Here is a 24,111-nt window from a genome sequence, read left to right on the forward strand (position 1 = left end):
TTGAGTATTAACTCAAAATTATATCAATTATGAAAAGACAATTTAAATCATTTGTGGCAAAGGTTGAAATGTTAAAATCTGAAAAAGCCAGTGAAGATAAGAATGGGCTTATGCCAGTAATTCTAATAGGTATTGCAGGGGAAATACCTAGTAAAACTGTTATTAGTGGTACTGTAGCTCAAAGAATGGGAATATATGAAGGAAGTATATATCTGTTTCAGGCTAATGAAATAGAATCAGATCCTTTGTATGGAAGACAATTTAACTTCATGGCAATATCTAAGGAATTATCAGCTATAGAGACATTGCAAGCCAGTGATTTTGTAGGTAAGCTGAGGATAATAAAGGTAGATTCCTCAGAGGATTTTGAAGAATTTGTAGCTGATACTCTACAGCTAGAAAATGCTTAATAAAATGCCACCTTATTAATTTAGGGTGGTATTTCTTATTAAATCTTATTTCTGTACCAAGTTTTGTAATCATCTATATAAGTAAGATCACAAAATCTGGTACATATTATCATGGCAATGTCATGAATGTAATAGTATATTTTACCCTAGAGACTCACATGTAGATTCAAAATAGAGGGAATATTGTGTGAAAATTCCTTTACCAAAATACAAAGGATATTATATTGATAGCCTTTTTAAGCTTCTGTAATTTCTATATCAAAGAATTCCTTAGGGTGAATTTCCAAAGCATGTGCAATTCTGAAAAGAGTATAAACTGTAGGATTAGTCCTTCCTTGTTCAATTCTTGAAATATTAGTTACATCAATATTACCTTCCATTTTTCCTACAAGATCAAGCTGAGAAAAGCCTTTACTTTGTCTTATCTCCTTAATCTTATTCCCAACTGCTTTTAAAATTTCTAATTTTTCCAACTTGCCATATATGATAAGTCAAAGATTGTGAATATATTTGTTTATAATATAACCATATATGGCAATAATAAAATTTTAACTATGAAATATACCTATTACTCAATCTTACTTATTTCTTTTATCATAGTAGGGCTATATCAATCTTTAAAAGGTAAAATAAAAGATGAAGTTGGAGAAGAGACCACAGAATATTTTCTGGGACAAATTAAAATTATAAAACTATTTCAAATATTATCAATTATAACTCCCTTGATAATATTATTACTAAATGAAAAGTGGTATTGGGCTTTCCTGAAATACATTGTATTATACTTCTTAATATCTTTTTTGACAATAATTAACACACTTAAAACCAATAACAAATCAAAAATATATTTAATAATTATTCTAGGTCTGATTAACATTTTATTATTGATAACATATATTAACAATTAAAAAATCAAATATGAAAAACAAAACTAAAATACTTACAACAATAACTTTATTTGTCTTAAAATTAAGCTTTGCTCAATCTAATTTTAGTAAAGGATATAATTCTGGATATTCATCAGGATATTGTCAAGATAAGCCAAATTGTATAAGCCCTATTTCTCCTATTCCTCCTATACCTACTATTGATGAAAGCCCTGATTCTTATAAGGATGGATATAACAGAGGGTTTAAAGATGGCTTAGGAAATAATACAAAAACAGACAGAGAAAGATATAAAACCTCTAAGCCTAAATTTTACAACTATGAAAGAAGTTCCAATAACACAAATGAACTACTACTTATGTTGCTACAGAAGAAAAAACAAGCAGAAGAAAAAGTTCAACAAAACTTTCAGGAAGCATATTCAGAAATTCAGGATTATGAAGATAATGACTCAGAAGAAATTAAAAAAATTAAATCTACATATCTAAATAAAATTGAAAACTTAGCTAACAACTCTGCTAGTATTTTAACAAAAACAAATGGAGATTATAAATATTTAATCAGCTTATTACAAAAAATTTATGATGAATTCTATGATGAAGTCAATAAAAAATAAGATCAGAACCACTCAAAACAGAGTGGTTTTTTAATACTTAAATCTTTATGAAACCAAAAATACCTTTTAGAATAGGTTACCAATATGATAATTGGGAGCTAAATCTAATGAGCATAGCAGACAGTATACCTAACAATTCTTATTGTAGCTATTTGTGGGTAGGAAGTGAAATAAAGAAGTTTTTAAACTTTACTCCTCACAGAACAGAACTTATATTTTATTGGGATATATTAGATGTTGTAATACTAGAGTTTGATAAGAAATCTGAACATTACTACAACAGGATAAATAAAGCCTTATCTGATAGAGTTACAAGAGCAAATTTTGAAATTCTTCCTGATGGTATGATCCTACACAAGTTTATAACTAGTAAAGTTCATTATTGGAATATCTATTTTCCTGCTAGTAGAGAAATAAGACTGATTTACTATTCAAATTCTTTTTCCTATATCAATGTACTTTTAGAATGAAAAGGCATACTTTTAGGCATACCCAAGAAATGAAATCCTTACAAAGTATAATGAATACAGAGAAAATAAGAATTATGGAGAATCCCTCAGGACCCACAGAAATCTCTCTTTTTTAAGGGAGATTTTTTTGTTTTATATTTTCTGTGTAAGACTGATTAAAAAAAGCCTCCACAGAATCGGAAGGCCCTATTTATAAAATCTTTTCCACTACTCTCTGCACATGCAACTCTTCCAGACAAGCCCAGTCTCCACGATAACATTCTTTATCCCCAAAAACAGAACAGGGTCTGCAAGTAAGGTCTTTCACCTGAACCACATCTTCTTCGCTTTGTCCAAAGCCTAAAAAACCTGCAAAAGGATGAGTCTGCCCCCACACGGAAACACATCTTGTTCCCATAAGACTTGCCAGATGCATATTGGCAGAATCCATGGAGATCATTAATTCTAATGTAGAAATTTTATTTAATTCTTCCTGAAGGCTCAATTTTCCCGCTAAACTGAGAGTATTCGGGATTTCTCTCTCCCACTGCTCCAGCGTTTCAGCTTCAGACTTTCCCCCTCCGAAAAAATAAATCGTCTGTTTTTGTGCTAAAATTTTAGCCAGTTCAAAAGATTTTTCAAGAGGAAGCATTTTTCCACGATGCTGAGCAAAAGGCGCAAACCCTATTCCTGATTTTTCTCCGGAAACCGGTCTCAATGCATGAGAAAGCTCAACGTTAAAGCCCATTTCCCGAAAAACATCTGCATAACGCTCTACCGTTTTTTTTAATTGGGTTTTATTTAAATTCCAAACATTCGTGAGATCTTCTTTTTCTTCTTTTCCCTTATTGATTTTGAATACTTTAAGTCCTTTTCTTCTGTAAATTTTGTCGAGAATCTTCGTGCGGATAACATCATGAAGATTTGCAATAAGATCCGGATGAAATTCATTAATTAATTCATTGGCAAGACGTCTCAATCCGAATATTCCTTTATAGTCATCAAGGTTAACTCCTTTGAATATAACGTTCGGAATATCAGCAAATAAAGCTTCAAAATTTTTTCGGGAAACCATCACAATTTCTACATCGGGATTTTGTTCCAGAAACTCACGGAAAACAGGAGCTGTCATCGCAACATCCCCAAAAGCAGAAAAACGGTATGCTAAAATTCGGGTCACAGATTAAGACTTCAGTTGATATGCGACTGCGTAAAATTTAATCTGCTTCGTCATTGCCATCAAACCATTGGCTCTGGAAGGAGAAAGAAACTCCTGCAGACCAATTTCAGCAATAAATTCGAAATCAGAATCCAGAATTTCCTGTGTAGAATGACCGCTGTAAATGCTTACCAGAAGCGAAACAATACCTTTCGGCAAAATCCCGTCCGAATCTGCCTCAAAAAACAGCTTTCCATCCTTAAATTCAGCATCAATCCAAACTTTACTCTGACAGCCTTTGATCAGGTTTTCTTCCGTTTTTTTGTCTTCAGAAAGACCTTTCAGCTCTTTTCCAAGATCAATAATATATTCGTATTTCTGCTCCCAGTCTTCAAGAAAAGCAAATTCGTCGATGATTTCCTGCTGTTTTTCTTTAATAGTCATTGTAAACTGATTTCTTTCTGCAAAGATAGCCAAATTAAAAAGATGTTGAATTTATTTGAAGCTATTCCCGCTTTCTGCTGTATCTTTTTTGCCCGTTCTTATCCCCATGCAAAAAAAAGGATGTCGCGGCAATCGGGGCTAAAATTAAAGTCATCAATATCAAATATTTGGATAGAAATTTAAAAAGAAGCCTTTTCAAAAACCTGCAACAGTTTTATTTCTTCGTTTTCCCAGCATAGAAGATGAGCAGCTTTTTCAAGTTCGGGAAGATAATTTTGTCTTCCTTTATCTAAAACCGATTGAATGGCAAGCCCAATATGTTCCGGCTGATGATCTTTTATAATTTCACCAATGTCAAATTGTCTTTTAATATTCTGCATTTCAGGAAGATTTGACAGAATCAGAGGAACTCTTGCCTGAATACAGTCTAAAACCTTATTGGGCAAAGAATAATAATAGCTTTCTCCCCCATTCTCTTCAATGCTCATTCCGCAGTCTGCAGTTAAAGTAATCTTTCGCAGATCTTCCGGTAATAATTTTCCTAAAAACTGAACCTTATGCTGAAGATTTTCCCTGATAACCAATTCTTCGTATTCTTTTTTCATCGGTCCGTCTCCTGCAATTCTAAAGATAACATCATCCAAATGTTTCATTGCCAAAATTGCCTTATCAATCCCGCGAAAAGGATTAATAACTCCCTGATAAAGAATTATTTTCGGACAGTTTTCCGGAATTTTACCTTCAAAAACAAATTTTCTGGGTGCATTTTGAACAACAACAGGCTGAATTCCGTAGTGGGATTTAAACCAATTGGCGTATCCGGAACTTGCTGTAATCATCAATTTCAGATCAGGAATCAGCTTTCTTTCAAGATGTCGCCACAATTTTTGTGACATTTTGCCTTGAATCGCAGGCATTTCGGAAAAAATTTCATGACTGTCAAAAACCAACGGAATATTTAATTTTTTAGCAATTAAATAATTAGGCAGTAAAGAATCCAGATCATTTGAATGAAGAATCGTGTTTTTATCCGCTTTTTTCTTTAATTCCCTGTACAATTTCCAGTTGAATTCGAAATAAGCCGTTTTCAAGCTCTTTGAAATTAATTTAATCCTTAAAAAAGAATAAGGTCTGGACATTTCTCCGGCTCCGTTCCAGTCATTCCCTATCAGATCAATCTCATAGCCTTTTTCATGTAAAGTCCTGCAAACCTTTTCGATACGCTGATCTGTATACAAATTACTGAACGCAGAAGTAATTATTTTTCTTCGCTGCATTATTTTTCTTTCGTCATCAGAAGATGATAAATTTGTATAAAACAGATTAATCCGTTCGGAATAATTACCGGCCAGAGCATTCCGCTGAAAATTCCGTAGATAACAAAGCAGATGCAGCCGATCATATTCACGATCCTTATTTTCCTGATGTCTTTCAATATGAAGCTCAGCACGATGAAAAGTGACGCGGAATATCCTATGTAAGTGGCTATTTCAGGATTCATGAGAAATTTTTAAGGACAACAAACTTAATCATTTTCAATAAGATAATAAAATTTTTTCTGCCATAAAGTCATTTATTGCTTTTTGGTAAAATATTTGTAATTTAGATAATGAATAAATGGCAATGTTGCTTTTATTCTAATGAGATATATTATGGATTATAAGTTTTCACAAGGTTTGAGCCAGGTGTTCAAACAAAGCAAGAGCGAAGCAAAAAGGCTCAAAAGTGAATTTCTTAATACAGAACATCTACTTTTAGGTATTATAAAAACAGAAAACTCTGCAAAAGAAATCCTTCAAAACCTTAATGCGGATCTAACACAAATCAGAAGAAAAATTGAAACTTTAAATACAGCAAGTCTTAATCCTATTTCTGAGGAGGTTACCAATATTTCTTTCACGAAAATGGCAGATCATGCCATTAAACGTGCTGAACTTGAATGCAGACAATACAAAAGCAATGAGATTAATACCGTTCATCTGCTTTTAGGCATTCTTTATAAATATGAGGACCCTACTTCAAACATATTAGGAGCTTACGACATCGACTATGAAGGAGTTTCAAAAGAATATCAGACCATGCTTAAAAATTCCGGACAGGCTCCACAGATGAGTGCTTACGACGACGATGACGAAAGAGAAGATTTTGAGCAAATGAGAAAGCCTACAGGAAATTTAGGCTCTGCTAAAAGTAAAACACCAACACTGGATAACTTCGGTAGAGACTTAACTTCTCTGGCAAGAGACGGGAAATTAGATCCTGTTATCGGTCGTGAAAAAGAAATTGAGAGAGTTTCTCAGATCCTTTCAAGAAGAAAGAAAAACAATCCTTTGCTAATCGGGGAACCGGGAGTTGGTAAATCTGCCATCGCGGAAGGTCTGGCTTTAAGAATTCAGCAGAAAAAAGTTTCCAGAGTCCTTTATGGAAAACGCGTGATCACTTTAGATCTTGCAAGTTTAGTTGCCGGAACAAAATACCGTGGTCAGTTTGAGGAAAGAATGAAGGCGATCATGACGGAGCTGGAGAAAAACAGAGACGTGATCTTATTCATTGATGAGCTTCACACCATTGTTGGTGCGGGTAGTTCAACAGGAAGTTTAGACGCATCCAATATGTTCAAACCGGCTTTGGCAAGAGGTGAAATCCAATGCATCGGAGCGACTACTCTGGATGAATACCGTCAGTATATTGAAAAAGACGGCGCATTAGAAAGAAGATTCCAGAAAGTAATGGTGGAACCTACTTCTATTGATGAAACCGTTCAGATCTTAAATCAGATCAAAGATAAATACGAAGAGCATCATAATGTAATTTATACACCTGAAGCAATTGCTGCGTGTGTGAATCTTACATCAAGATATATTACAGACCGTTTCCTACCGGACAAAGCGATTGATGCGATGGACGAAGCGGGATCACGAGTGTATATTAAAAACATGAAAGTTCCTACCGAAATCATCGATTTTGAAAAGAAAATCGAAGAAATTAAAGAATTAAAACAAAAAGCAGTAAAAGCGCAGGATTATCTGGAAGCGAGAAAACTGAAAGATGAAGAAGAAAGACTTCAGATGGAACTGAATTCTGCTCAGGATAAATGGGACAAAGATGTAAAAGAGAAAAAAGAAACCGTAACAGAAGAAAATGTAGCGGAAGTAGTTTCTATGATGAGCGGTGTTCCTGTTACCAAAGTTGGTAAAAACGAGCTTGATAAACTTGCCGGAATGGATGGAAACCTGAACGGAAAAGTAATCGGTCAGGAAGATGCGGTGAAAAAAGTTGTGAAAGCAATTCAAAGAAACAGAGCCGGTCTTAAAGATCCGAACCGTCCGATCGGTACATTCATTTTCTTAGGAACAACAGGGGTTGGTAAAACCGAGCTGGCTAAAGTAATGGCAAGAGAACTCTTCGAATCTGATGAATCTTTGATCAGAATCGATATGAGTGAATACATGGAGAAATTTGCCGTTTCAAGATTGGTAGGTGCGCCTCCGGGATATGTTGGATATGAGGAAGGCGGACAATTAACAGAAGCGGTAAGAAGAAAACCTTATGCTGTAGTTCTTTTAGATGAGATTGAAAAAGCGCATCCTGATGTATTCAATATCCTGTTGCAGATCTTAGATGAAGGTCACGTTACAGACAGTTTAGGAAGAAAAATCGATTTCAGAAATACGATTATCATTCTTACTTCAAACATCGGTACAAGAGATCTTAAAGACTTCGGAGACGGTGTTGGATTCGGAACTTCTGCGAAAAAATCAACAACAGATTCCAGAGCAAGAAGTACGATTGAAAATGCGCTTAAAAAAGCATTCTCACCAGAATTCCTGAACAGAATTGATGATATCGTTATCTTTAATTCTCTTGAAAAAGAAGACATCAAGAAAATCATTGATCTTGAACTGAACAAATTGTATTCAAGACTTGAAAAATTAGGATATAAAGTAGAGCTGACTGAAGAAGCGAAAGACTTTATTTCTGAAAAAGGATGGGATAAAGATTTCGGAGCAAGACCATTAAAAAGAGCGATCCAGAAATACATTGAAGATTTATTGGCAGAAATGCTCGTAAACAAACAATTAACAGAAGGAGAAACCGTAGTTCTTGATCTGAATGAAGCGAAAGACGGTTTGGCAGGGAAAACTTCGAAGCCAAAGAAATCTGCCGCTGAAAAGTCCTCTTAATCGTAAGTAAATAATTTAATCATACCAAAAAGCATCGGAAAACTCCCGATGCTTTTTTATTAGTTAGTTTTTATTCTAATTCTGTAGTGCTTATTTGTTAAAAAATTTGTTCGTTTGCGTTTAAATTTTATTCGCGCAGATTTTGCAGATGTCGCTGATCTGAATGTAGTGATCTTAAACCGCACCTTTCAGAATACAAACTAAAGCCCCACTACAAATCCGATATTCGGAACTAAACCACTTGAGAAAATACTCGAATTTTCTTTCCATAAAACGTTATACATCAAGCCTAACTGTAAATAAGAATTATTCCCGATTCTCTGCATATAACCGCCGCCAAGATACAATGCATCTTCGTCTGCATTAGCTTTAAAATCATAAAACTTGTCTTTATAATTGATGAAATAATGCTGATAATTGGCACTTACGAAAAACGTTCTTGCAATATAATAATTCAGAAAAGGACCAACTCCGAACATCGTAGAACTGTAAGCATTTGATTTCTGCCAGGAAACACTTCCCAAAACTCCACCTTCAAGATCCTCCGTAAGTCGGTAACCCACTCTTGGAGCCGCTGAAAGATTAAAGTAATTGTTGCTTCCAAAACCAAAGCCGATTCCGCCGCCGAAAGTCCAGCGATTATTATTTTCAGGAGAAGCATTTACAGCAACCTGAGAAAACAGCAAGCCTGAACATGAAACACATAAAGAAATAATCAGTTTTTTCATATTTAAATTGTTTTTATCGATGTTTAAAATTATCACTTTTTTGCGAATCTTTTTAATTGTATTTTTGCAGCGTCAAACTAAGAACTCCCGTTAAGAGTTTCGTAAAATTGAAATAACATGAAAGTAGTAGTAGGATTATCCGGAGGAGTGGATTCCAGTGTTACAGCGTATCTGCTGCAACAGCAAGGTCATGAAGTAGTGGCTTTGTTTATGAGAAACTGGAACGATGCTTCGGTAACGCTGGAAGATGAATGTCCGTGGATCGAGGACAGCAATGATGCCTTAATGGTGGCTCAAAAACTTGGAATTCCGTTTCAGGTGATTGATATGAGCGATCTGTACAAGGAAAGAATCGTAGATTATATGTTCGACGAATATCAGAAAGGAAGAACTCCGAATCCTGATGTTCTCTGCAACAGAGAAGTAAAATTCGATGTTTTTATGAAGACGGCAATGTCTCTGGGCGCAGATAAAGTCGCAACGGGTCATTATGCAAGAGTAGATTCAACGATCGATGAAAACGGAAAAGAAATTTTCCATCTTCTTGCCGGAAAAGATAACAATAAAGACCAGTCCTACTTCTTATGTCAGTTAAGTCAGGATCAGTTGTCCAAAGCATTATTTCCGATTGGAGAGCTTACAAAACCTCAGGTTAGAGAAATTGCCAAAGAAATCGGTTTGGTAACAGCAGATAAAAAAGATTCTCAGGGATTGTGTTTTATCGGAAAAGTAAGTTTACCGCAATTCTTACAGCAGCAATTGGTTCCAAAAGAAGGTGAAATCGTGGAAATTTTTAAAGACTCTCCCCTTTTTGCTGAAAAAATGCCTGAATTTTCGTCAAAACAGGAAGAATTAGAATACCTAAGCCGAAAAATCAATTACAAAAAGACAGACGGTAAAGTTATCGGAAAACATCAGGGAGCTCAGTTTTTCACGATCGGACAAAGCAAAGGACTTGGAATCGGCGGACATAAAGAAAGCTGTTTTATCATCTCCAGAGATATGGAAAACAATATCCTTTTCGTGGGAGAAGGACATCAGTTTCCGGGACTACTTAAAAGAGCCTTAAAAATTGATAATTCTGAACTGCATTGGGTTCGTGAAGATCTGAGACTGAAAAACGGAGAATCGATGCAAGTAATGGCAAGATTCAGATACAGACAGCCATTGCAGAAAGCAACTTTATATCAGTTTGAAGAAGGATTCTATGTGGAATTTGAAGAACCGCAGTCTGCCATTGCAGAAGGACAGTTTGCATCGTGGTACATCGGCGAAGAGCTGATCGGAAGCGGAGTTATTTCCTAAAATAAATCTTATCTAAATAATAATCCCGAAGCGTTTTAGTTTCGGGTTTTTTGTTTGAAAAAACATCAATTTCTATTTTATTTTATGGTTTACATAGAACAAATTAAGAAACACAGATACAATAATTTCCAATATTAAAATCATCATTAAATAACCGATTGGTTTTCCTAAGAAAATTCCTCTGGCTAATTTTACAACTCCCAATAGAAATATAGAAATCAGGAAGTAAAAAGTTGTTTTCGAAATGGTTTCTCCAAAAAATTTCAGCGCAAAAACAGAGGCATAAAATCCAAGGACGAGAATGAAATAGAATTTGAGAAAATAGTGTCCTTTCAAAGAAATCGGATCTAAAGTATGGTTGATTGTAATAAGCCAGATCAGACTTATGAGCACCGGAATTGTGTGGATAAGGATTTTTTTCATGTGTATTCTATTTCGGTTAATCTCCTCCACCTCCGCAACCACCGCATCCGCTTCCACAACTGCTTCCGCAGGAACTGCCGCAACCGGAACCTCCGTCACCGTGTGAACTGTTGCTTCCGCAGGTGTAGAAAAAGCCGCCGTCACTTCCGTTATCTCTATTATCTTTATTGGATTCGTTATTTGTACTGAATGCTTTTATAATCATTACGATCAGCACGAAGACGAAAATAAGAGTCAGGAATATTCCCCAACCTCCGTTATTGTTTTCCATACAGGAATAGATCACCAAAGAACTGCTTAAAAGAATAAAAATTTTAACAAAAGGCGATATTTTTCTCTTTTTTGAAGGAATTTGAGTCGATTTCCAGATATCTTTCGGCGGTTCCTGCTCAAATATTTTCTCATAATTTTCTAAAGTTTCCGCAAACCAGCTTTTATGTTTTTCATTTTCGCTTTCTCCGCCTTGTGATGGTTGATGATGCAGTTTCTGCTGCAAAACTTCCGGACAGAATTCTTCCCAGTAGTTTTGCGTGTAAATGAGATGCAAATGCCATACTTTGTCTATAATTTCGCTCGGCGAAGCACCATTTGGAAGTTTACAGCAGAGGTAGACGAATTTTTTGTACTCATCAATTGCTTTTCGGGCAAATGTTTCTGTCCAGTTTTCTTCTTTTGCCAGTTTCTTTGAGAAAGGAAAATCGGCAGCAGATTCATCCAATGAGAATTCCTGAAGCCTGTTCCAGAGAGGATCATTTTGTAATACGATTTTTGTTTCCATTGTTTTAACTTTTAATTTCTACTCAAATATCGTTGGATGTTGAGATATAAAAGTCTTGTAACAGTCTCATTTAGTTTTAAAATTATCTTATATTAGTCTTATAAATTGAAACATGAAAAAAGAAGATATACTACACATAGAAAAACTGATGAATTTTCTGGCGTTGTATTTCCTGAAGAAACCTCATTGGGAAGATGTATCCAAAACCGAATGGTCTTATATTGTTTCAGAACTTAATGATCTGATTATTCAGGAAACCTCAGAGAACAACAGTAAAAAAAGTCCGGATCTTTTAGGTTCAAATTATCTCTATGAGCATTTGATTATCAATAAATTAAAGAAATATTACCAGAATGAAAATGCGATGTTGAGCAAGCCAAATCTTGCCAAACTCAGCACGATCGTAAAAGTCTTAGGATATTCCAGTTATATCGATTTCATCAATTCCAATACGGAATCATTCAATTTTAATGATCTGAGAATTGATATGAATAATGTGAAGCCAAATACCGTTTTGCTGGACCGTCTTGTCGGATGTTGGTATTCCTACAACAGAAATCTTCCGGAAAATCCATTACAGGCAAAAGAAGACCGAATCTGGCGTTCTGCAACGGAAATCTACAAATCTGAAACTTCCGGAGAATATTTCGTCGAAAGAAGCGGCGGCGACCGTCATAAATATTTTGGAAAAATAACAGCCTATTCCGATTATGTCTTTATCATCATGAACAGCAATACGTTCATCCGGCAGCGTCATTTTATCTCAAGAATAAAAGACATCAAGGAAAAGCTGAAAAATCCAGAGTATAAGCTCCATGAGTTGCATTTTATAAGTACGTGTATCAGTTTTAATCAGGAACCGATTGCCCTTTTCGAAATTTTCCAGAAAGCAGACCGGAAAACCTTTATTTCAGACTCCATCAGTTTTCCGATCGACAGCGATGAAATTCCGAAATCGATTATCAAACAGCTTGAAGACACGGAATCTAACCGTATCGATTACAGGTAGTTGATTTTGGTTGATGGATTCTGGTTCAGAGTTTTTTGTTTTGGGTTTTAACTTACCAACCAGTCTTTAAAATCTTTTACGCGGTCGCGGCTTACGGTAATTTCTTCCTGTGGCTGAAATTCCAGTTCAACCCTGTAATTGGGTGAAGTGTGGATATTTTTAATGTAATCTGAACTGATGATAAACTGCCGATTTACGCGGAAGAATTTCTTTTCATCCAGCACTTCTTCCAGTTCGTCCAGTGTGAAATCCGAAGGATATGTTCTTTCCTGAGTCTGTAAATAAACAATTTTATTTTCGCTGAAAAAACAGCTTACTTCGTGGGTCTGTACAATTTTCAGGTTGTACCCGATCTTTACTAAAATTCTGGAAAGCGTGCTTTTCTCCTTTTTAATTAACTGCTTAATTTCGTGTGAATTGACGGAATTATCTGAAGGAATAAATGATTTGAATTTTTCGATCGCTCCGGCAAGATCTTCATCTAAAATCGGCTTCAGAAGATAATCGATGCTGTTCAGCTTGAACGCTTTTAAGGTATATTGATCAAAAGCTGTCGTGTAAATGATAAATCCTTTTGTCGGAACTTTTTCAAAAATATCGAAAGAAAGACCGTCTCCCAAAACAATGTCTGAAAAGATGAGCTGCGGATGTTCATTTTCCGAAAACCACTGTACTCCTTCTTCTACGGATTCTATTTTCGCAACGATCTCAATTTCAGGAAATTCGTTAAGCATTCTTTCCAGTTTCCTTGAAGCGGGTTTTTCGTCTTCGATAATAACAGTTTTGATCATTGAGTTCCTGTTTTAGTTTTATAATTTCGAAATAAAAGTAATCAAAAATTGTCAGTTTTAAAACTTCAGCGGTTCTTTCGATTTTCTCATTTCTTTTTCCATCACTTCTCTTTCCCATTCAGAGTCCAGAAGGAAGAGTTTTACGGCTTTTACGGTTAAAATAATTCCCCAGATAGAAAGAATGATCGATCCGTTCCACAATGAAAAATCAAAGATTCCTTTTTCTAAAATATCGTCTCCGAAAATAATTACTGCCACGATCCCAAACCATAAAAGGCTTTTGTAGAATTTTTTAAGCTCGTGTACTCTTTCCTGTGCCTGATTGTAGTTCATAATAATCTGTTTTTAAAGTTAAAATTAAATGCTATTTATAAAGACTTTGTGTTTTTTCTTTCCTCGTCCATCAGTTGTTTGATCTTTCTTTCTTCCCAGTCTCTTCCGATCCCGAAAGTACCCGCTGCGTGCGCTGCAAGACCTAATCCCCATCCTAACATCGGCCAGAAGAACCAAAGATACTGTGGTGATGTTAAAAGATTCAGCACAGCTAAAAATGAAATCACAAGGCAATACGAAGTAAGGTTCCCGTAAAATCCTTTCAGTTCTTTTACTCTTCTTGATGCTTTTTCGTATGCTAATTCTTCTTTGTTGGTGTAAGTTTCCATATTTTTTATTTTTTAAGATTAATTGTTTGTTTTTGTTGAGACAAATGTAGGACAGAAAACAGCCACAAATCAATTTTAAATGACCGAACCGTAGAATATGCATCCTGAATTGTAAAAATCCCGACTCAACGGAGAATCGGGATTTTTTGATTTTATGTTTTTAGTTGTTTGGTTAGGAATACCGCGAAAGTATAGTGTGTTTTTTAGCTAGAATTTGTAATCAATTTCTATATCAAATGATTGTTAAACTGACTAGATTTCTCCTTCGTCGAAATGACAGTGCAAGGATTTTTAATTATGGAGTTAAGTGTTTGCTCCTTTAGGAGCAGAATCTGTGTAGAAATAAGAATAAATCCGTCAATCAATCCATAGGATTGGTATCTTAAATACGATAAATTTTCTAAAGATAGCGTTCCTACGGAACGCAGAACGCCTTGCGAATATGCTGTTTACACAGATAAAACTCTATAGAGTTTTCTACCATTTTACTTTAAACAACTTTCCTGATTTTGTTGATTAAAAATCAGTAAATAAGTAACTTAATAAACAAAAGGAATCAGCTTTTTCGTTTTTCTCCGGTAATCAAGATATTCTTCTCCGAACTGCTCGATTAAAGCCTTTTCTTCGACATTCATTCTGTAGCTGAATGCAATAAAGGGAATTAAAAAAGCCAAAGCCAATGAGAGCCAGTTGTTTAAATACAACCCCAAACCCAACGAAGTAAGCAATGAAAAAGCGTAAGACGGATGTCTGAGATATTTGTAAAACCCTTCTTTCTTAATTTTATGATCTTCTTTAATCGTAACGTCAACCGTAAAATATTTTCCCAAAGAACGAATGATGATGAACCTTAAAATAATTCCGATCCATATCAGAACGGCTCCTGAATAATAGATCCAGACCTCATCAGAAATGGGAAACCGTATAACGTAAGAAACCGCAACGGCACTTACAATTGAAAGCGGAATGGCAATCCATAACAGGTTTAGAGTAGATTTATCCTTTTTATTGTCTTTTTCACCGGATTTCAGGATGTTTTTGTAGAGAAATTCGCTTAAAAACCATGCGGCCATAGAAATGGCAAAAAGAATCTGTAAAGTTTTCATATCAAACGGTATTTGGAAGTGATGAACAATTTATCTGCCGTTTTTTTCCTTTTCCATCAGTTCTTTAATTTTTCTTTCTTCCCATTTATTTCCCAGCATAAACCCCGGAATAAACGTTCTCATTGCCGAAATGGCAACTCCGATTCCCCAGAAAAAAGGAAGCGCAAAAAATTTTAACTGAAAAATAGATTCATTGGGTTTTAATTCTGTGTAATTCAGATATAAAATGAAAATATTAACCGCAATATAAATGAAGACGGAAAAGTAAAATCTTTTGATTCTTTTTACCTGTCTTTCCGCTTCTTTATATCTGAAATCATCTTTGCTTATCGGTTCCATGATGCTTATTTTAATGTTCTGTTTTGTTTTTCTAAAATTTCCCTGATCTTTCTTTCTTCCCAGCTTTTACCAATAGCGAAAACACTCATTCCGTGAGCAACAAGCCCGATTCCCCAACCTAACATCGGCCAGTAAAACCACAGACGATCCGGACTGGTGATGAGATTTAAAATAATTAAAAAAGGAATGATAATGCAGTAAGAAATGAGATTTCCGTAGAAGCTTTTTATTTCTTTCACCCGTTTGTGCGCACGTTCGTAAGATTCATTTTTAGTTTCGGCTATTTCACTTACAACATCCGGTTTAGAAGAAAGTACCGGAAGTTTTACTTTAAAGTAATCTTCAGATTTTTCTATAAAAACATTTCTTTTGGTGAGTAAAGAATAGCGCTGTACAATATTTGCAAGACCGATCCCTGAACTTTCTTTGATCTGCTCTCTTACCTGTAAATTATTTTCAATGCACAACGTATCATTTTCAGAGAAAATTTTAATGATGAGAGGTTTTGAAGAAGTGGCAAAATTATGCTTGATGCAGTTCTCCAGAAGAAGCTGTAAAGACAGCGGAACGACAAATCTTCGGTAATCTTCTTTTTTTACATCAAAATCAAAATCTACGCTGTCCTCGAATCGTGTTTTCAGCAATTCGCAATAGGTTTTGGCAAATTCCAGCTCATCTTCTACGGTAACCAGTTCTTTGTCTTTCTGCTCCAAAACGTATCTGTAAATCTTTGACATTGAGGCAGTAAACTTCTGCGCCTGTTTCGGGTTTTCATCAATTAATGAGCTTAAAACATTCAGAGAATTGAATAAAAAATGTGGATCTAACTGGTTTTTAAGACTTTCAAACTGTGCATTGGCAGATTTGGCAATTAACTTCTGTTCAACCACTTCTTTTTTGGACGTTTTCCGAAGTTCTTCCATGAAACCTTTGGCATGAAGAAAAGCCGAAATAAGCAGGGCAATATTAATCATGAACCAATTGGAAACATTGTATTTGCTGGAAAAGAACTGTTCTGAGGTTGTTGCCTTCTGAATCACCACGAAATTCATATAATTACAGAAATACACCAAAATGGTATTGGCGATGAGAATGGAAATGATGCTTATGATCGCTCTTGTTCTTGTGGTTTCAGACCATGGGAATTTCCTGTTGAGAAAATCGTTGATGATACCGTTTCCCAGTCCCAAAACGAATGAATACATGGTGGAAACCAAAAGGGTAATGGCAAAATTTTCAAGTGTTTTTTCATCATTAAAAACGAAAAAGAAGAAAAATGCTGTTGCCAGCGATATCCAGAGTAATATGATGATGCTTTTGTATTTCATTGTGGGTTTTCTTGGTTCAAAATTAGGCTTTAATAAAAGTATTAAAAATAATTTTTCGCCGAACCGTCATTTTTTGTGACTGAAGGGCACAAAAAAACCTTCCGCGAAGAAGGTTTTTTTAAATTTTAAGGCACAAAAGACAATGTTAAAATGAATTTCTATAATAATCAAAGCGCTCAAAAGAATAAAAATCAAAGATTTTTAAAAACTGTTGTGTTCTTTTATTCCTGGGCTTATTAACTTTTTAAAATGCATCAAAATCTTTTGTGGCTTTTGTGGTTAAATAAAAGTTTAAACAGACTTTTCACATTATTTTGCAGCTCCGCTTACAAAATATTCAGCTTCTGCTTTTCCCCAGTTGGGAGCGATTTTAGATTTTGGAACGTAGGTTTTAAACTTCGTTAAAGCATCTTTAAACTGTTCCATCCCTTTTGTTTTGCTTCCTCCAAACTGCTCCGGAGTGAAGTAAGTGTCTTCCGCTTTTATCAGGGCAATTCTTGGATTTTCGGGATCAAGGTTTTCCGCTTTTTTCAATTCTTCTATGGCTTTCATTCCGTCTGTCATGTATCTTTCGGTAGGATTTTCCATCATTTTAAGGGAGTACGACATTTTTCTCAGCAGGTGAATTTCTGCATTGTCTTTTCCGGCAATGTTTTCCGCCTGATCCAGATATTTTTCTGCAATATTTGCCTGTGTTGAAAGCTCAGACATTTTACCTTCTCTCATTAACATTCTTCCCTTTTGAATGTATGAAAACGCGGCATAATATGCAGGAAGCCATTCTTTGGTTTCTTTTTTCCCGATTCTGTCGAAGTCATTCGCCAGAGTCTGGAATTCGTCAAGAGATTTACAGTTTTCAATTTTGGCAATTTTATCAGACATTATTTTTTCATAATCTGTCTGGGCAAAAGCAGTTAAACTCATCAGACTTAAAGCAAAGATTAATAGATATTTTTTCATGTTTTCTAAATTTTTAAGTTAATTTTTGTTTTGAATAAAGATATATTTTTAATTGAATTGAAATAACTTTTACAAATTATTATTAATGGCATCCTGCGTTTTGTCGACTCCGAAGCTGATGAATGCGCCTACAAAAACAAAGGTATTTACAGGCGGAACAACCGCTGAACTCCTTGATCCGTCCATTGAGAAATTGTAACCGTATACATTTTTCGATCCTAAAATATTGGATACACTCAATACGAGAACGGTAAATGTTTTTGAGTCTTTCTTTCCTAAATTGGGAAGATAATTTACACTGAAATTTAAGGCGTTGTAATCTTTCAGACTGCCTTCGTGTCTTACGAAATATTTCTGTTCACCATTCACATCCTGTGTTGCGATGTCGTAGTACGGACGACCTTTTGCGTAGGTGTAGGAAATATTGAAGCCTGTTTTCCATTCCGGAACAAATCTTTTGGCTACTGCGGAAAGGGTGTGTTCGGAAGCGAAATTCGGTTTTAAACTCATCGGATAATTCATAAAATCTCTTTTTGAATCTAAAAATGAATAGCTGACCCAGTAATCGATATTGTCGAATGTTTTTTTATCTCTCCAGAATAACTCTAACCCTTTTGCATAACCAAAACCGCTGTTGTTATCCGCTGTCTGAACAAATTGATTCTGTCCGTCGATGTACTGTAAGTTTTTTACCTTCAGAAGATCATCATATTTTTTGTAAAAAGCTTCAAATCTCAGGCTTCTTCCTTCCGTTGTTCTCTGCACCTGAAAGATATAATGCTGTGATTTCTGGAAGTCTAAATTTGCAGGACCGTTGATGTATCTGCTTTCGGGATTCTGATAAAAAAGTCCGTAAGCGAAAGAGGTAGTCCAGTCTTTGGCAAGACGATATGCTAAAGCCAGACGCGGTGCAATATTGTTTTTCCCAAGATAGGAGGAATGCTCTGCTCTCACTCCTATTTTTGCTGATAACTGATTGCTGAATCCTAAATCTGTTTCTGCAAACGCTGAAGAGATCAGGTCTTTGTAGTTTTTTGTTACAAAATCGTTAAAATTTAATTTTTCGCTGGTACTGTTGAATTCAAAACCTCCTCTTAATGCGCTGATCTTATTTATTTTTCTTTCTAAAACTGTCTTGAAATTGATGTAATTTCCGTCATTCAGAAGTTTTGTGCTTCCGGTTTGGGTTTCTCCTTTTTGGGTTGAAAAATCAAGGTCTGATTGATTATAGGAATAAGATGCTCCTGCATTTAGCAAATATTTTCCGAATTTCTGCTTGAAAGAGAGATTATGATAGGTATTTTTTCCTTTCAGTTTCACGAGAGACAGGTCATAATCTTCCGGTTCCAGACTTGGAGTCTGCACTGCCATTCTGTTGGAATCATATTTTCCGTAATATTTGAAAAATCCGCCTGATTTTGTTTTAAATCTGAAATTCAGATCGCTGTTTATACTTTGTGGAGCTTCGGAAAAATTGGTATTAAAATTGAAAATTTCCTGCATTAGCTTTAAGTTTGAATATCCTAAACTGGCTCCGTAAGAATAGTTTTTATTATCGCCCAATCTCTGAAATCCGGCGTTTAAAAAGATGGGAGAAACACCGAAATCGTAAGAACTCTGATCCGGAAGATCTACACTTTCCAGCATCAGTGCCCCCGAAAGAGCCTGACCGTACAATGCAGAATATCCGCCGCTTGAGAACACATTGCCTTTGAAAAGAGAGGTATTGAAACGGTCTCTTCCTGCAATTCCCGGAACTGAATTGGAAAAATAATTGTTGATTAAACTTCCATCCATGAAAATTTTTGATTCCGTTCCTGTTCCGCCACGGATGAAAAGACCTTCTGTTTCGCCCACTTTCTGAACTCCGGGAAGATACGTTAATGCCGATGTGATTTGTCCTTCCGCTCCGGCTGTTGTGTAAATATCAATCGGCGTAAGTAATGTTGTCGATCTTTTTTTGTCGCTTGCTTCGATAGAACCTGCCGAAACCACTACTGCATCAATTTCATTAATTTGCTCTTTCAGTTCCGCATTTACAGAAACTTCCTGATTTTCAATCACAATCGGTTTTTCAACATCAATGTATTTCGGATGGGTAAAAACTAAAACACGGCTGCCTTTTTCTGAAGTTTCAAAAGAGAAATTTCCGTTGGAATCGGTTGTGGCTCCATCGTAGGTATTTTTCAGGGTAACATTTACCTCTCCCACTCCTCTATTTTTGTACGTAACTTTTCCCGAAATTCTGGTTTGGGCGAAATTTAGTGCAAATGATAAAAAAGTGATAAGAAATAATAATTTTGTTTTCATAGCTGTTTTATTTCGATTCAAAAGTATGACGAATTTTGGTTGTTTTTAAATTTTTGTTGCTGAGTGGTCGTTTTTGGAATCTGAATGGTTGTTTTTGATTTTATGATGATAAGATTTATTTTAGGAAAATATATTGACCACCCCGTCAAAAATTCTTTGAATTTTCGCCACCCCTCCAAAGGAGGGGAATTTTACCACTAATTGTATTATTAAACTGCGTTGAATTTAATTGATGGGAATGCAGAAATCGACGAGCATTTTTCCTTCGGGGTGTTCTTTATAGTTGGTATGGTAGATTTCAAAAGGATAGGCTTTTCGTACTGAATAATGGTTTTCATTCATCCAAAGAAAAAGGGAAACCCAGCATTTTTCAAAGTCATTTAAAGTGACTTCTCCGCTTCCGAGAATGAATTTTCCGGCTTCAAGGGTTTCGGGGAAAATCTGGTTTTCCTGCTGTTGTAATTTTTCCTCCAAGAGCATACAGGCGTGAATTTGTACTTTATCTGGCGGAGTAACTTTAAAGCTGTCGTGATAAACGGAAATCATTTTTAGATTCTCTCGGGGAAATAGTATTTTCTCGGTTGCCCAATCTATTAAGGTGTTGTAAGAGGATTCCACGTTGGCAATTCCAAGGCTCATCACTGCTGCCAGATTCATTTCCGGAAGTTCGGTAATTTTAATTTTTAAATTCATTGTTGTCCATTTTAACAGGTTTTCTATATTGCAAATGTATTGTTGAAAAACTGCATCCATTTGTCCGTTCTTGCTTTGTCTTAATTGAATTTTATGAAATTTTTCGGGAGCCGATTTTCTGAATTCTAAGGGAGATTTTCCGTAATGCTTTTTAAATGATTTGTTAAACGCAGAATGGTTGGAGAAACCTAATTCAAGATAAATATTTTTTACACTTATGTTCTTTTTTACGGCTAAATAAAAGGCACTTTTTTCAATTCTTTTGCGGATGATATAGCTTTGAAGGGTTTCATTGGTCATAAGTCTGAAAATCCTGTGAAAATGAAAGGGAGAATACGCTGCAACTTCCGCAACTTTTTCTAAAGAAAGTTCGGTATCGAGATTGTTATCAATGTACTGAATAGCTTTCACCATTCTTTTTCTGTATTCTTCCAATTTAAAAGCATTTCCTGCAAAGGTATCGACATCGGATGAAATTGGTTTGTCTTTTATTGCTATTTATGAAAAAAGACAGGAATCGTAATGCGCTTTGAAAAATGTTGTCTAACTTTATCCGACAATCACTTTAAATCATTTAAAAATGAAAGGTACAACATTAGCATTATTGGCAGGATGTGCGTTTTTTGCGGTTTCATGTGGAACAACAAATACGTATCAGATCCTTTCCAAAAGCAACACACAAACGGGCGGAACGGCAAAGTTTACCCAAAAAGGAGATGAAGTTGTCATGAAACTGGATGTTACGAATCTTACTCCGGGAATTCATGCGGTACACATCCACGAAAAGGGTGACTGTTCTGCAGCAGACGGAACTTCAACGGGAGGACACTGGAATCCATCGAAAAACGATCATGGAAAATGGGGTGCTGAACATTTCCACATGGGAGATATCGGAAATCTTACGGCCAATCAGGATGGTGTGGCAACGCTGACTTTTAAAACCAATAAGTGGTGTCTCGGATGTTCTGATGAGTCTAAAAACATCATAGGAAAAGGAATGATTATTCACGCCGCAGCCGACGATTTTCATACGCAGCCAACCGGAAATGCAGGAGGAAGAGTGGGTTGTGTGGAGATTAAGTAGTTTTTCGCTTCTATCAATAAAAAATACCGCTAACAAAAAGTAGCGGTATTTTTATATTTCGATCTGAATATTAAGATTTTACACTCATGTCTGTAATGATGTTCATTGCTTCCTGAAGGTAAAGGTCTTTCTTAAGATTTTTGATCCAGATTTCAGATTTTTTCTTGAAGGCTTCATCTTTTTTCTCTCTTTCAATTTCATTCTGATACAAAGTAAACTGAAGACCGTTTTCAAATTTCGTCAGAGACTTGAACTTCTCGATCTGTGCTTTTCTCTGCTTCATCAATTCATTGAATTTATTGATATTCAAAGTAATGGTCTCTTCTTTATCCAACTGTTCTCTCCACTGAGCGGATTCTAACAGCAACTGATATTTTGCATTTTTAGCCATTCTGTCGTTACTTGCTTTTTCTAACGCCTGAATGTTGAAATAATTAAGCTTCTGGAAGCTTGTGGAAGGAATTTTATCCCAAGCCAGAGCATAATCATCATATCTTTCTCCTACTTCTGCATACGAAAAAAGATCTTTCATTTTAATATCTGAAACAATTCCTTTTCTCTGGGTAGATTCTCCTGTAATTCTGTAGAATTTCTGGATGGTAAGTTTTAAAGATCCGAAATCGTCTTCTGTATTTAAGAATCTGTTTAGATCCACAAAAGTCTGCACTGTTCCTTTTCCGAATGATTGAGGCGAGCCGATAATCATTGCTCTTCCGTAATCCTGCATCACACCTGCTAAAATTTCTGAAGCTGAAGCGGAAAGTTCGTTCTGCATAATCACCAATGGTCCTGTCCAGATCGGAGTTTCATTTTTATTTTTTAAGGTCTGAATTTTCCCGTTTCCGTCTTTTACCTGAACATAAGGTCCTGCCTGCATGAAAAGTCCCATGATGTCTCCCACTTCCGTTAAAGAACCTCCTCCGTTGTTTCTAAGATCCAGAACAATTCCTTCTATTCCCTGAGCTTTAAGCTTGATGATTTCGTTTTTAATATCATCAGAAGCATTTCTTCCGTTGGGATTTTCAAAATCTGCGTTGAAGCTTGGTAAATTGATGAATCCGTATTTTTTACCATTCGGAGAGTTTACAATAATACTTCTTGCGAAAGTATCTTCAATGGCAACTTCTTCACGAATCATGGTAACTTCTTTTATTGTTCCGTCTTTTTTCTGAACGGTTAAAGTAACCGGAGTTCCTTTTTCTCCTCTGATGAGTCTTACGGCTTCATCAGAAAGCATTCCCACAACATTTACGGCATCTTCTTTCGGTTTAGATTTTACTTTTAAAATTTTATCTCCTTCGGAAAGCTGCTTGGATTTCCACGCCGGAGCGCCGATCGTTAAAGCTCCCAGATAAAGATTTCCTTTTTTCTCCTGAATAATGGCTCCGATTCCGATCACTTTTCCGGTGAAATTGGTATCGAAATCTTCTTTATCCTTTGGAGAATAATAGTTGGTGTGCGGATCGAAAACTTCTGTATAGGCATTCATATACACTGTAAACCAATCCATTTTCTTTCTCTTTTTGAATCTCGTAAAGGTTTCTTTTACAAGATCTTTCACCTCATCAGTTGCTTTTTTAAGCTTCTGATCCGGTGCAAGAGGCTGATATTTTATGGTATCTTTCAGGTTGTATTTCTGTACAGAATCTTTTTTCTCTTTCTGAGCTTCTTCTTTGCTGTTCATCGATTCAATTTCCTGAAGAATATTGTATTTGATGAATTTTTTCCACTCATTATACTGCTCCTGCTTGTTTGCCGGAACTTTTTTCATTTTCGGTTCTAAAATAAGCGTTTCATCTTCTTCCAGATTAATCGGCTTACTGAAGATATCCTGTGTAATTTTATCGATCTCGTCTACTCTCTGGTATAATCTGTCGATGGTAAGTTTGTAGAAAGTAAGATCTCCCTGATTGATGTAATCATCCAGTTTCGTTTCGTGTTTGCCGAACTCATCCATATCGGACTGAATGAAATATCTTTTTCCCGGATCTACCATTTCGAAATAATGCTTATAAACATCTTTAGAATAGGCATCGTTAATGGGTTTTGGGCTGTAATGCAAATAAGAAAGTGTATTTTTTACGCTCACCATTATCGTCTGCATCTTTTCGTCATCATTCTTTGGCGAGTTGAAACAAAACATTAGACTTGTTAATGGAATTAGGAGTAAAAATTTATTTAGCTTAAAATTTTTCCACATAAATCTGTAATGTATTTTATTAATTTTAAAAAAGTATTTTAATGAGTAGTAATTTTTTATTTTCCGTTACAAACTATCAAATTTAATACCTTATTTCTAAATATCTGTCACTTTTAAGAAATTTTATTAAAATCCGTTTTCCGGTACATTTTTACCGTTAAGATTGTACTTAAAAAAGATAATTAAACGTTTTTAAAATTTAGTTTTCGGAAAAATGAATAAAAAAGCATAAACATTTCATACAAT

The 24,111-nt window shown here is 35.4% G+C and carries 25 protein-coding genes; 7 read left to right on the forward strand and 18 right to left on the reverse strand.

Annotation, left to right across the window (positions count from 1 at the left end; translation table 11 throughout):
• The first annotated feature begins 29 nt into the window (after nt 1–29).
• Nucleotides 30–410, forward strand: coding sequence for a hypothetical protein (locus PFY09_RS12675; RefSeq protein WP_271159942.1), 381 nt, complete (start codon nt 30–32; stop codon nt 408–410).
• Between the two features lie 236 nt (nt 411–646).
• Here PFY09_RS12675 and PFY09_RS12680 read toward each other — a convergent pair whose 3' ends face one another.
• On the reverse strand, nt 647–883 hold the full coding sequence (locus PFY09_RS12680; RefSeq protein WP_271159943.1) for a helix-turn-helix domain-containing protein: 237 nt from the start codon (nt 881–883) through the stop codon (nt 647–649).
• A gap of 445 nt (nt 884–1,328) precedes the next feature.
• On the opposite strand from PFY09_RS12680, the gene PFY09_RS12685 reads away from it, so the two are divergent.
• Both PFY09_RS12685 and PFY09_RS12690 read left to right on the forward strand, forming a co-directional pair.
• Nucleotides 1,329–1,913 (forward strand): hypothetical protein, encoded by a 585-nt coding sequence (locus tag PFY09_RS12685; RefSeq protein WP_271159944.1) that lies wholly within the window; start codon nt 1,329–1,331, stop codon nt 1,911–1,913.
• 47 nt (nt 1,914–1,960) lie between these two features.
• A complete protein-coding gene (locus tag PFY09_RS12690; protein ID WP_271159945.1) occupies nt 1,961–2,383 on the forward strand; it encodes a hypothetical protein in 423 nt (140 codons plus the stop codon).
• Between the two features lie 190 nt (nt 2,384–2,573).
• Here the strand turns inward: PFY09_RS12690 and PFY09_RS12695 are convergent, their stop codons facing one another.
• From PFY09_RS12695 to PFY09_RS12710, 4 genes are all read right to left on the reverse strand, one after another.
• Nucleotides 2,574–3,542 (reverse strand): glycosyltransferase family 9 protein, encoded by a 969-nt coding sequence (locus PFY09_RS12695; protein ID WP_271159946.1) that lies wholly within the window; start codon nt 3,540–3,542, stop codon nt 2,574–2,576.
• A gap of 3 nt (nt 3,543–3,545) precedes the next feature.
• Entirely contained in the window at nt 3,546–3,965 is a 420-nt protein-coding gene (locus tag PFY09_RS12700; protein ID WP_076394104.1) for a SufE family protein, read from the reverse strand.
• A gap of 179 nt (nt 3,966–4,144) precedes the next feature.
• Nucleotides 4,145–5,242 carry a glycosyltransferase gene (locus PFY09_RS12705; RefSeq protein ID WP_271159947.1) on the reverse strand — a complete coding sequence of 366 codons (1,098 nt, stop codon included), beginning with the start codon at nt 5,240–5,242 and terminating at the stop codon, nt 4,145–4,147.
• The gene (locus PFY09_RS12710; RefSeq protein WP_087706744.1) at nt 5,242–5,466 is read right to left on the reverse strand and encodes a uroporphyrinogen decarboxylase; all 225 of its coding nucleotides are present in this window, start codon (nt 5,464–5,466) and stop codon (nt 5,242–5,244) included. Before PFY09_RS12710 ends, PFY09_RS12705 begins: the two co-directional genes overlap by 1 nt.
• 151 nt (nt 5,467–5,617) lie before the next feature.
• On the opposite strand from PFY09_RS12710, the gene PFY09_RS12715 reads away from it, so the two are divergent.
• Nucleotides 5,618–8,149 carry an ATP-dependent Clp protease ATP-binding subunit gene (locus PFY09_RS12715; protein WP_076391020.1) on the forward strand — a complete coding sequence of 844 codons (2,532 nt, stop codon included), beginning with the start codon at nt 5,618–5,620 and terminating at the stop codon, nt 8,147–8,149.
• A 200-nt stretch (nt 8,150–8,349) separates the two neighbouring features.
• Here the strand turns inward: PFY09_RS12715 and PFY09_RS12720 are convergent, their stop codons facing one another.
• Nucleotides 8,350–8,877: a hypothetical protein gene (locus PFY09_RS12720; RefSeq protein ID WP_271159948.1), complete on the reverse strand. Its 528-nt coding sequence runs from the start codon at nt 8,875–8,877 to the stop codon at nt 8,350–8,352.
• 117 nt (nt 8,878–8,994) lie between these two features.
• Here PFY09_RS12720 and mnmA point away from each other — a divergent pair, with 117 nt between their 5' ends.
• Nucleotides 8,995–10,182, forward strand: a complete 1,188-nt coding sequence (mnmA, locus tag PFY09_RS12725; RefSeq protein ID WP_271159949.1) for a tRNA 2-thiouridine(34) synthase MnmA — start codon at nt 8,995–8,997, stop codon at nt 10,180–10,182.
• A 72-nt stretch (nt 10,183–10,254) separates the two neighbouring features.
• Here the strand turns inward: mnmA and PFY09_RS12730 are convergent, their stop codons facing one another.
• Complete coding sequence (locus PFY09_RS12730) at nt 10,255–10,605, reverse strand: hypothetical protein (RefSeq protein ID WP_271159950.1); 351 nt, start codon at nt 10,603–10,605, stop codon at nt 10,255–10,257.
• 16 nt (nt 10,606–10,621) lie between these two features.
• Entirely contained in the window at nt 10,622–11,383 is a 762-nt protein-coding gene (locus PFY09_RS12735; protein ID WP_271159951.1) for a glycine-rich domain-containing protein, read from the reverse strand.
• Between the two features lie 112 nt (nt 11,384–11,495).
• Between PFY09_RS12735 and PFY09_RS12740 the strand changes: the two genes are divergently transcribed.
• Nucleotides 11,496–12,392, forward strand: a complete 897-nt coding sequence (locus tag PFY09_RS12740; protein WP_271159952.1) for a hypothetical protein — start codon at nt 11,496–11,498, stop codon at nt 12,390–12,392.
• A 47-nt stretch (nt 12,393–12,439) separates the two neighbouring features.
• Here PFY09_RS12740 and PFY09_RS12745 read toward each other — a convergent pair whose 3' ends face one another.
• The 9 genes from PFY09_RS12745 to PFY09_RS12785 all read right to left on the reverse strand — a co-directional run bounded on the left by PFY09_RS12745 (nt 12,440) and on the right by PFY09_RS12785 (nt 21,016).
• Nucleotides 12,440–13,183, reverse strand: a complete 744-nt coding sequence (locus tag PFY09_RS12745; protein ID WP_271159953.1) for a LytR/AlgR family response regulator transcription factor — start codon at nt 13,181–13,183, stop codon at nt 12,440–12,442.
• Nucleotides 13,184–13,240: 57 nt separating this feature from the next.
• Entirely contained in the window at nt 13,241–13,516 is a 276-nt protein-coding gene (locus PFY09_RS12750; RefSeq protein WP_271159954.1) for a 2TM domain-containing protein, read from the reverse strand.
• 35 nt (nt 13,517–13,551) lie between these two features.
• The gene (locus tag PFY09_RS12755) at nt 13,552–13,845 is read right to left on the reverse strand and encodes a 2TM domain-containing protein (protein WP_076391027.1); all 294 of its coding nucleotides are present in this window, start codon (nt 13,843–13,845) and stop codon (nt 13,552–13,554) included.
• A 539-nt stretch (nt 13,846–14,384) separates the two neighbouring features.
• Nucleotides 14,385–14,951, reverse strand: coding sequence for a methyltransferase family protein (locus tag PFY09_RS12760; protein WP_214587766.1), 567 nt, complete (start codon nt 14,949–14,951; stop codon nt 14,385–14,387).
• Nucleotides 14,952–14,981: 30 nt separating this feature from the next.
• Nucleotides 14,982–15,290, reverse strand: coding sequence for a 2TM domain-containing protein (locus tag PFY09_RS12765; protein WP_076391029.1), 309 nt, complete (start codon nt 15,288–15,290; stop codon nt 14,982–14,984).
• A gap of 5 nt (nt 15,291–15,295) precedes the next feature.
• Entirely contained in the window at nt 15,296–16,618 is a 1,323-nt protein-coding gene (locus tag PFY09_RS12770) for a 2TM domain-containing protein (protein WP_256039437.1), read from the reverse strand.
• A 309-nt stretch (nt 16,619–16,927) separates the two neighbouring features.
• On the reverse strand, nt 16,928–17,578 hold the full coding sequence (locus PFY09_RS12775; RefSeq protein WP_271159955.1) for a hypothetical protein: 651 nt from the start codon (nt 17,576–17,578) through the stop codon (nt 16,928–16,930).
• Nucleotides 17,579–17,647: 69 nt separating this feature from the next.
• Nucleotides 17,648–19,888 carry a TonB-dependent receptor gene (locus PFY09_RS12780; protein ID WP_271159956.1) on the reverse strand — a complete coding sequence of 747 codons (2,241 nt, stop codon included), beginning with the start codon at nt 19,886–19,888 and terminating at the stop codon, nt 17,648–17,650.
• Nucleotides 19,889–20,113: 225 nt separating this feature from the next.
• The gene (locus PFY09_RS12785) at nt 20,114–21,016 is read right to left on the reverse strand and encodes an AraC family transcriptional regulator (protein WP_271159957.1); all 903 of its coding nucleotides are present in this window, start codon (nt 21,014–21,016) and stop codon (nt 20,114–20,116) included.
• Nucleotides 21,017–21,161: 145 nt separating this feature from the next.
• On the opposite strand from PFY09_RS12785, the gene PFY09_RS12790 reads away from it, so the two are divergent.
• Nucleotides 21,162–21,665, forward strand: coding sequence for a superoxide dismutase family protein (locus PFY09_RS12790; RefSeq protein WP_076391033.1), 504 nt, complete (start codon nt 21,162–21,164; stop codon nt 21,663–21,665).
• A gap of 70 nt (nt 21,666–21,735) precedes the next feature.
• Here PFY09_RS12790 and PFY09_RS12795 read toward each other — a convergent pair whose 3' ends face one another.
• On the reverse strand, nt 21,736–23,865 hold the full coding sequence (locus PFY09_RS12795; RefSeq protein ID WP_076391034.1) for a carboxy terminal-processing peptidase: 2,130 nt from the start codon (nt 23,863–23,865) through the stop codon (nt 21,736–21,738).
• Nucleotides 23,866–24,111 lie beyond the last annotated feature (246 nt).

The organism is Chryseobacterium gambrini, assembly GCF_027920505.1.
Lineage (GTDB): Bacteria > Bacteroidota > Bacteroidia > Flavobacteriales > Weeksellaceae > Chryseobacterium > Chryseobacterium gambrini.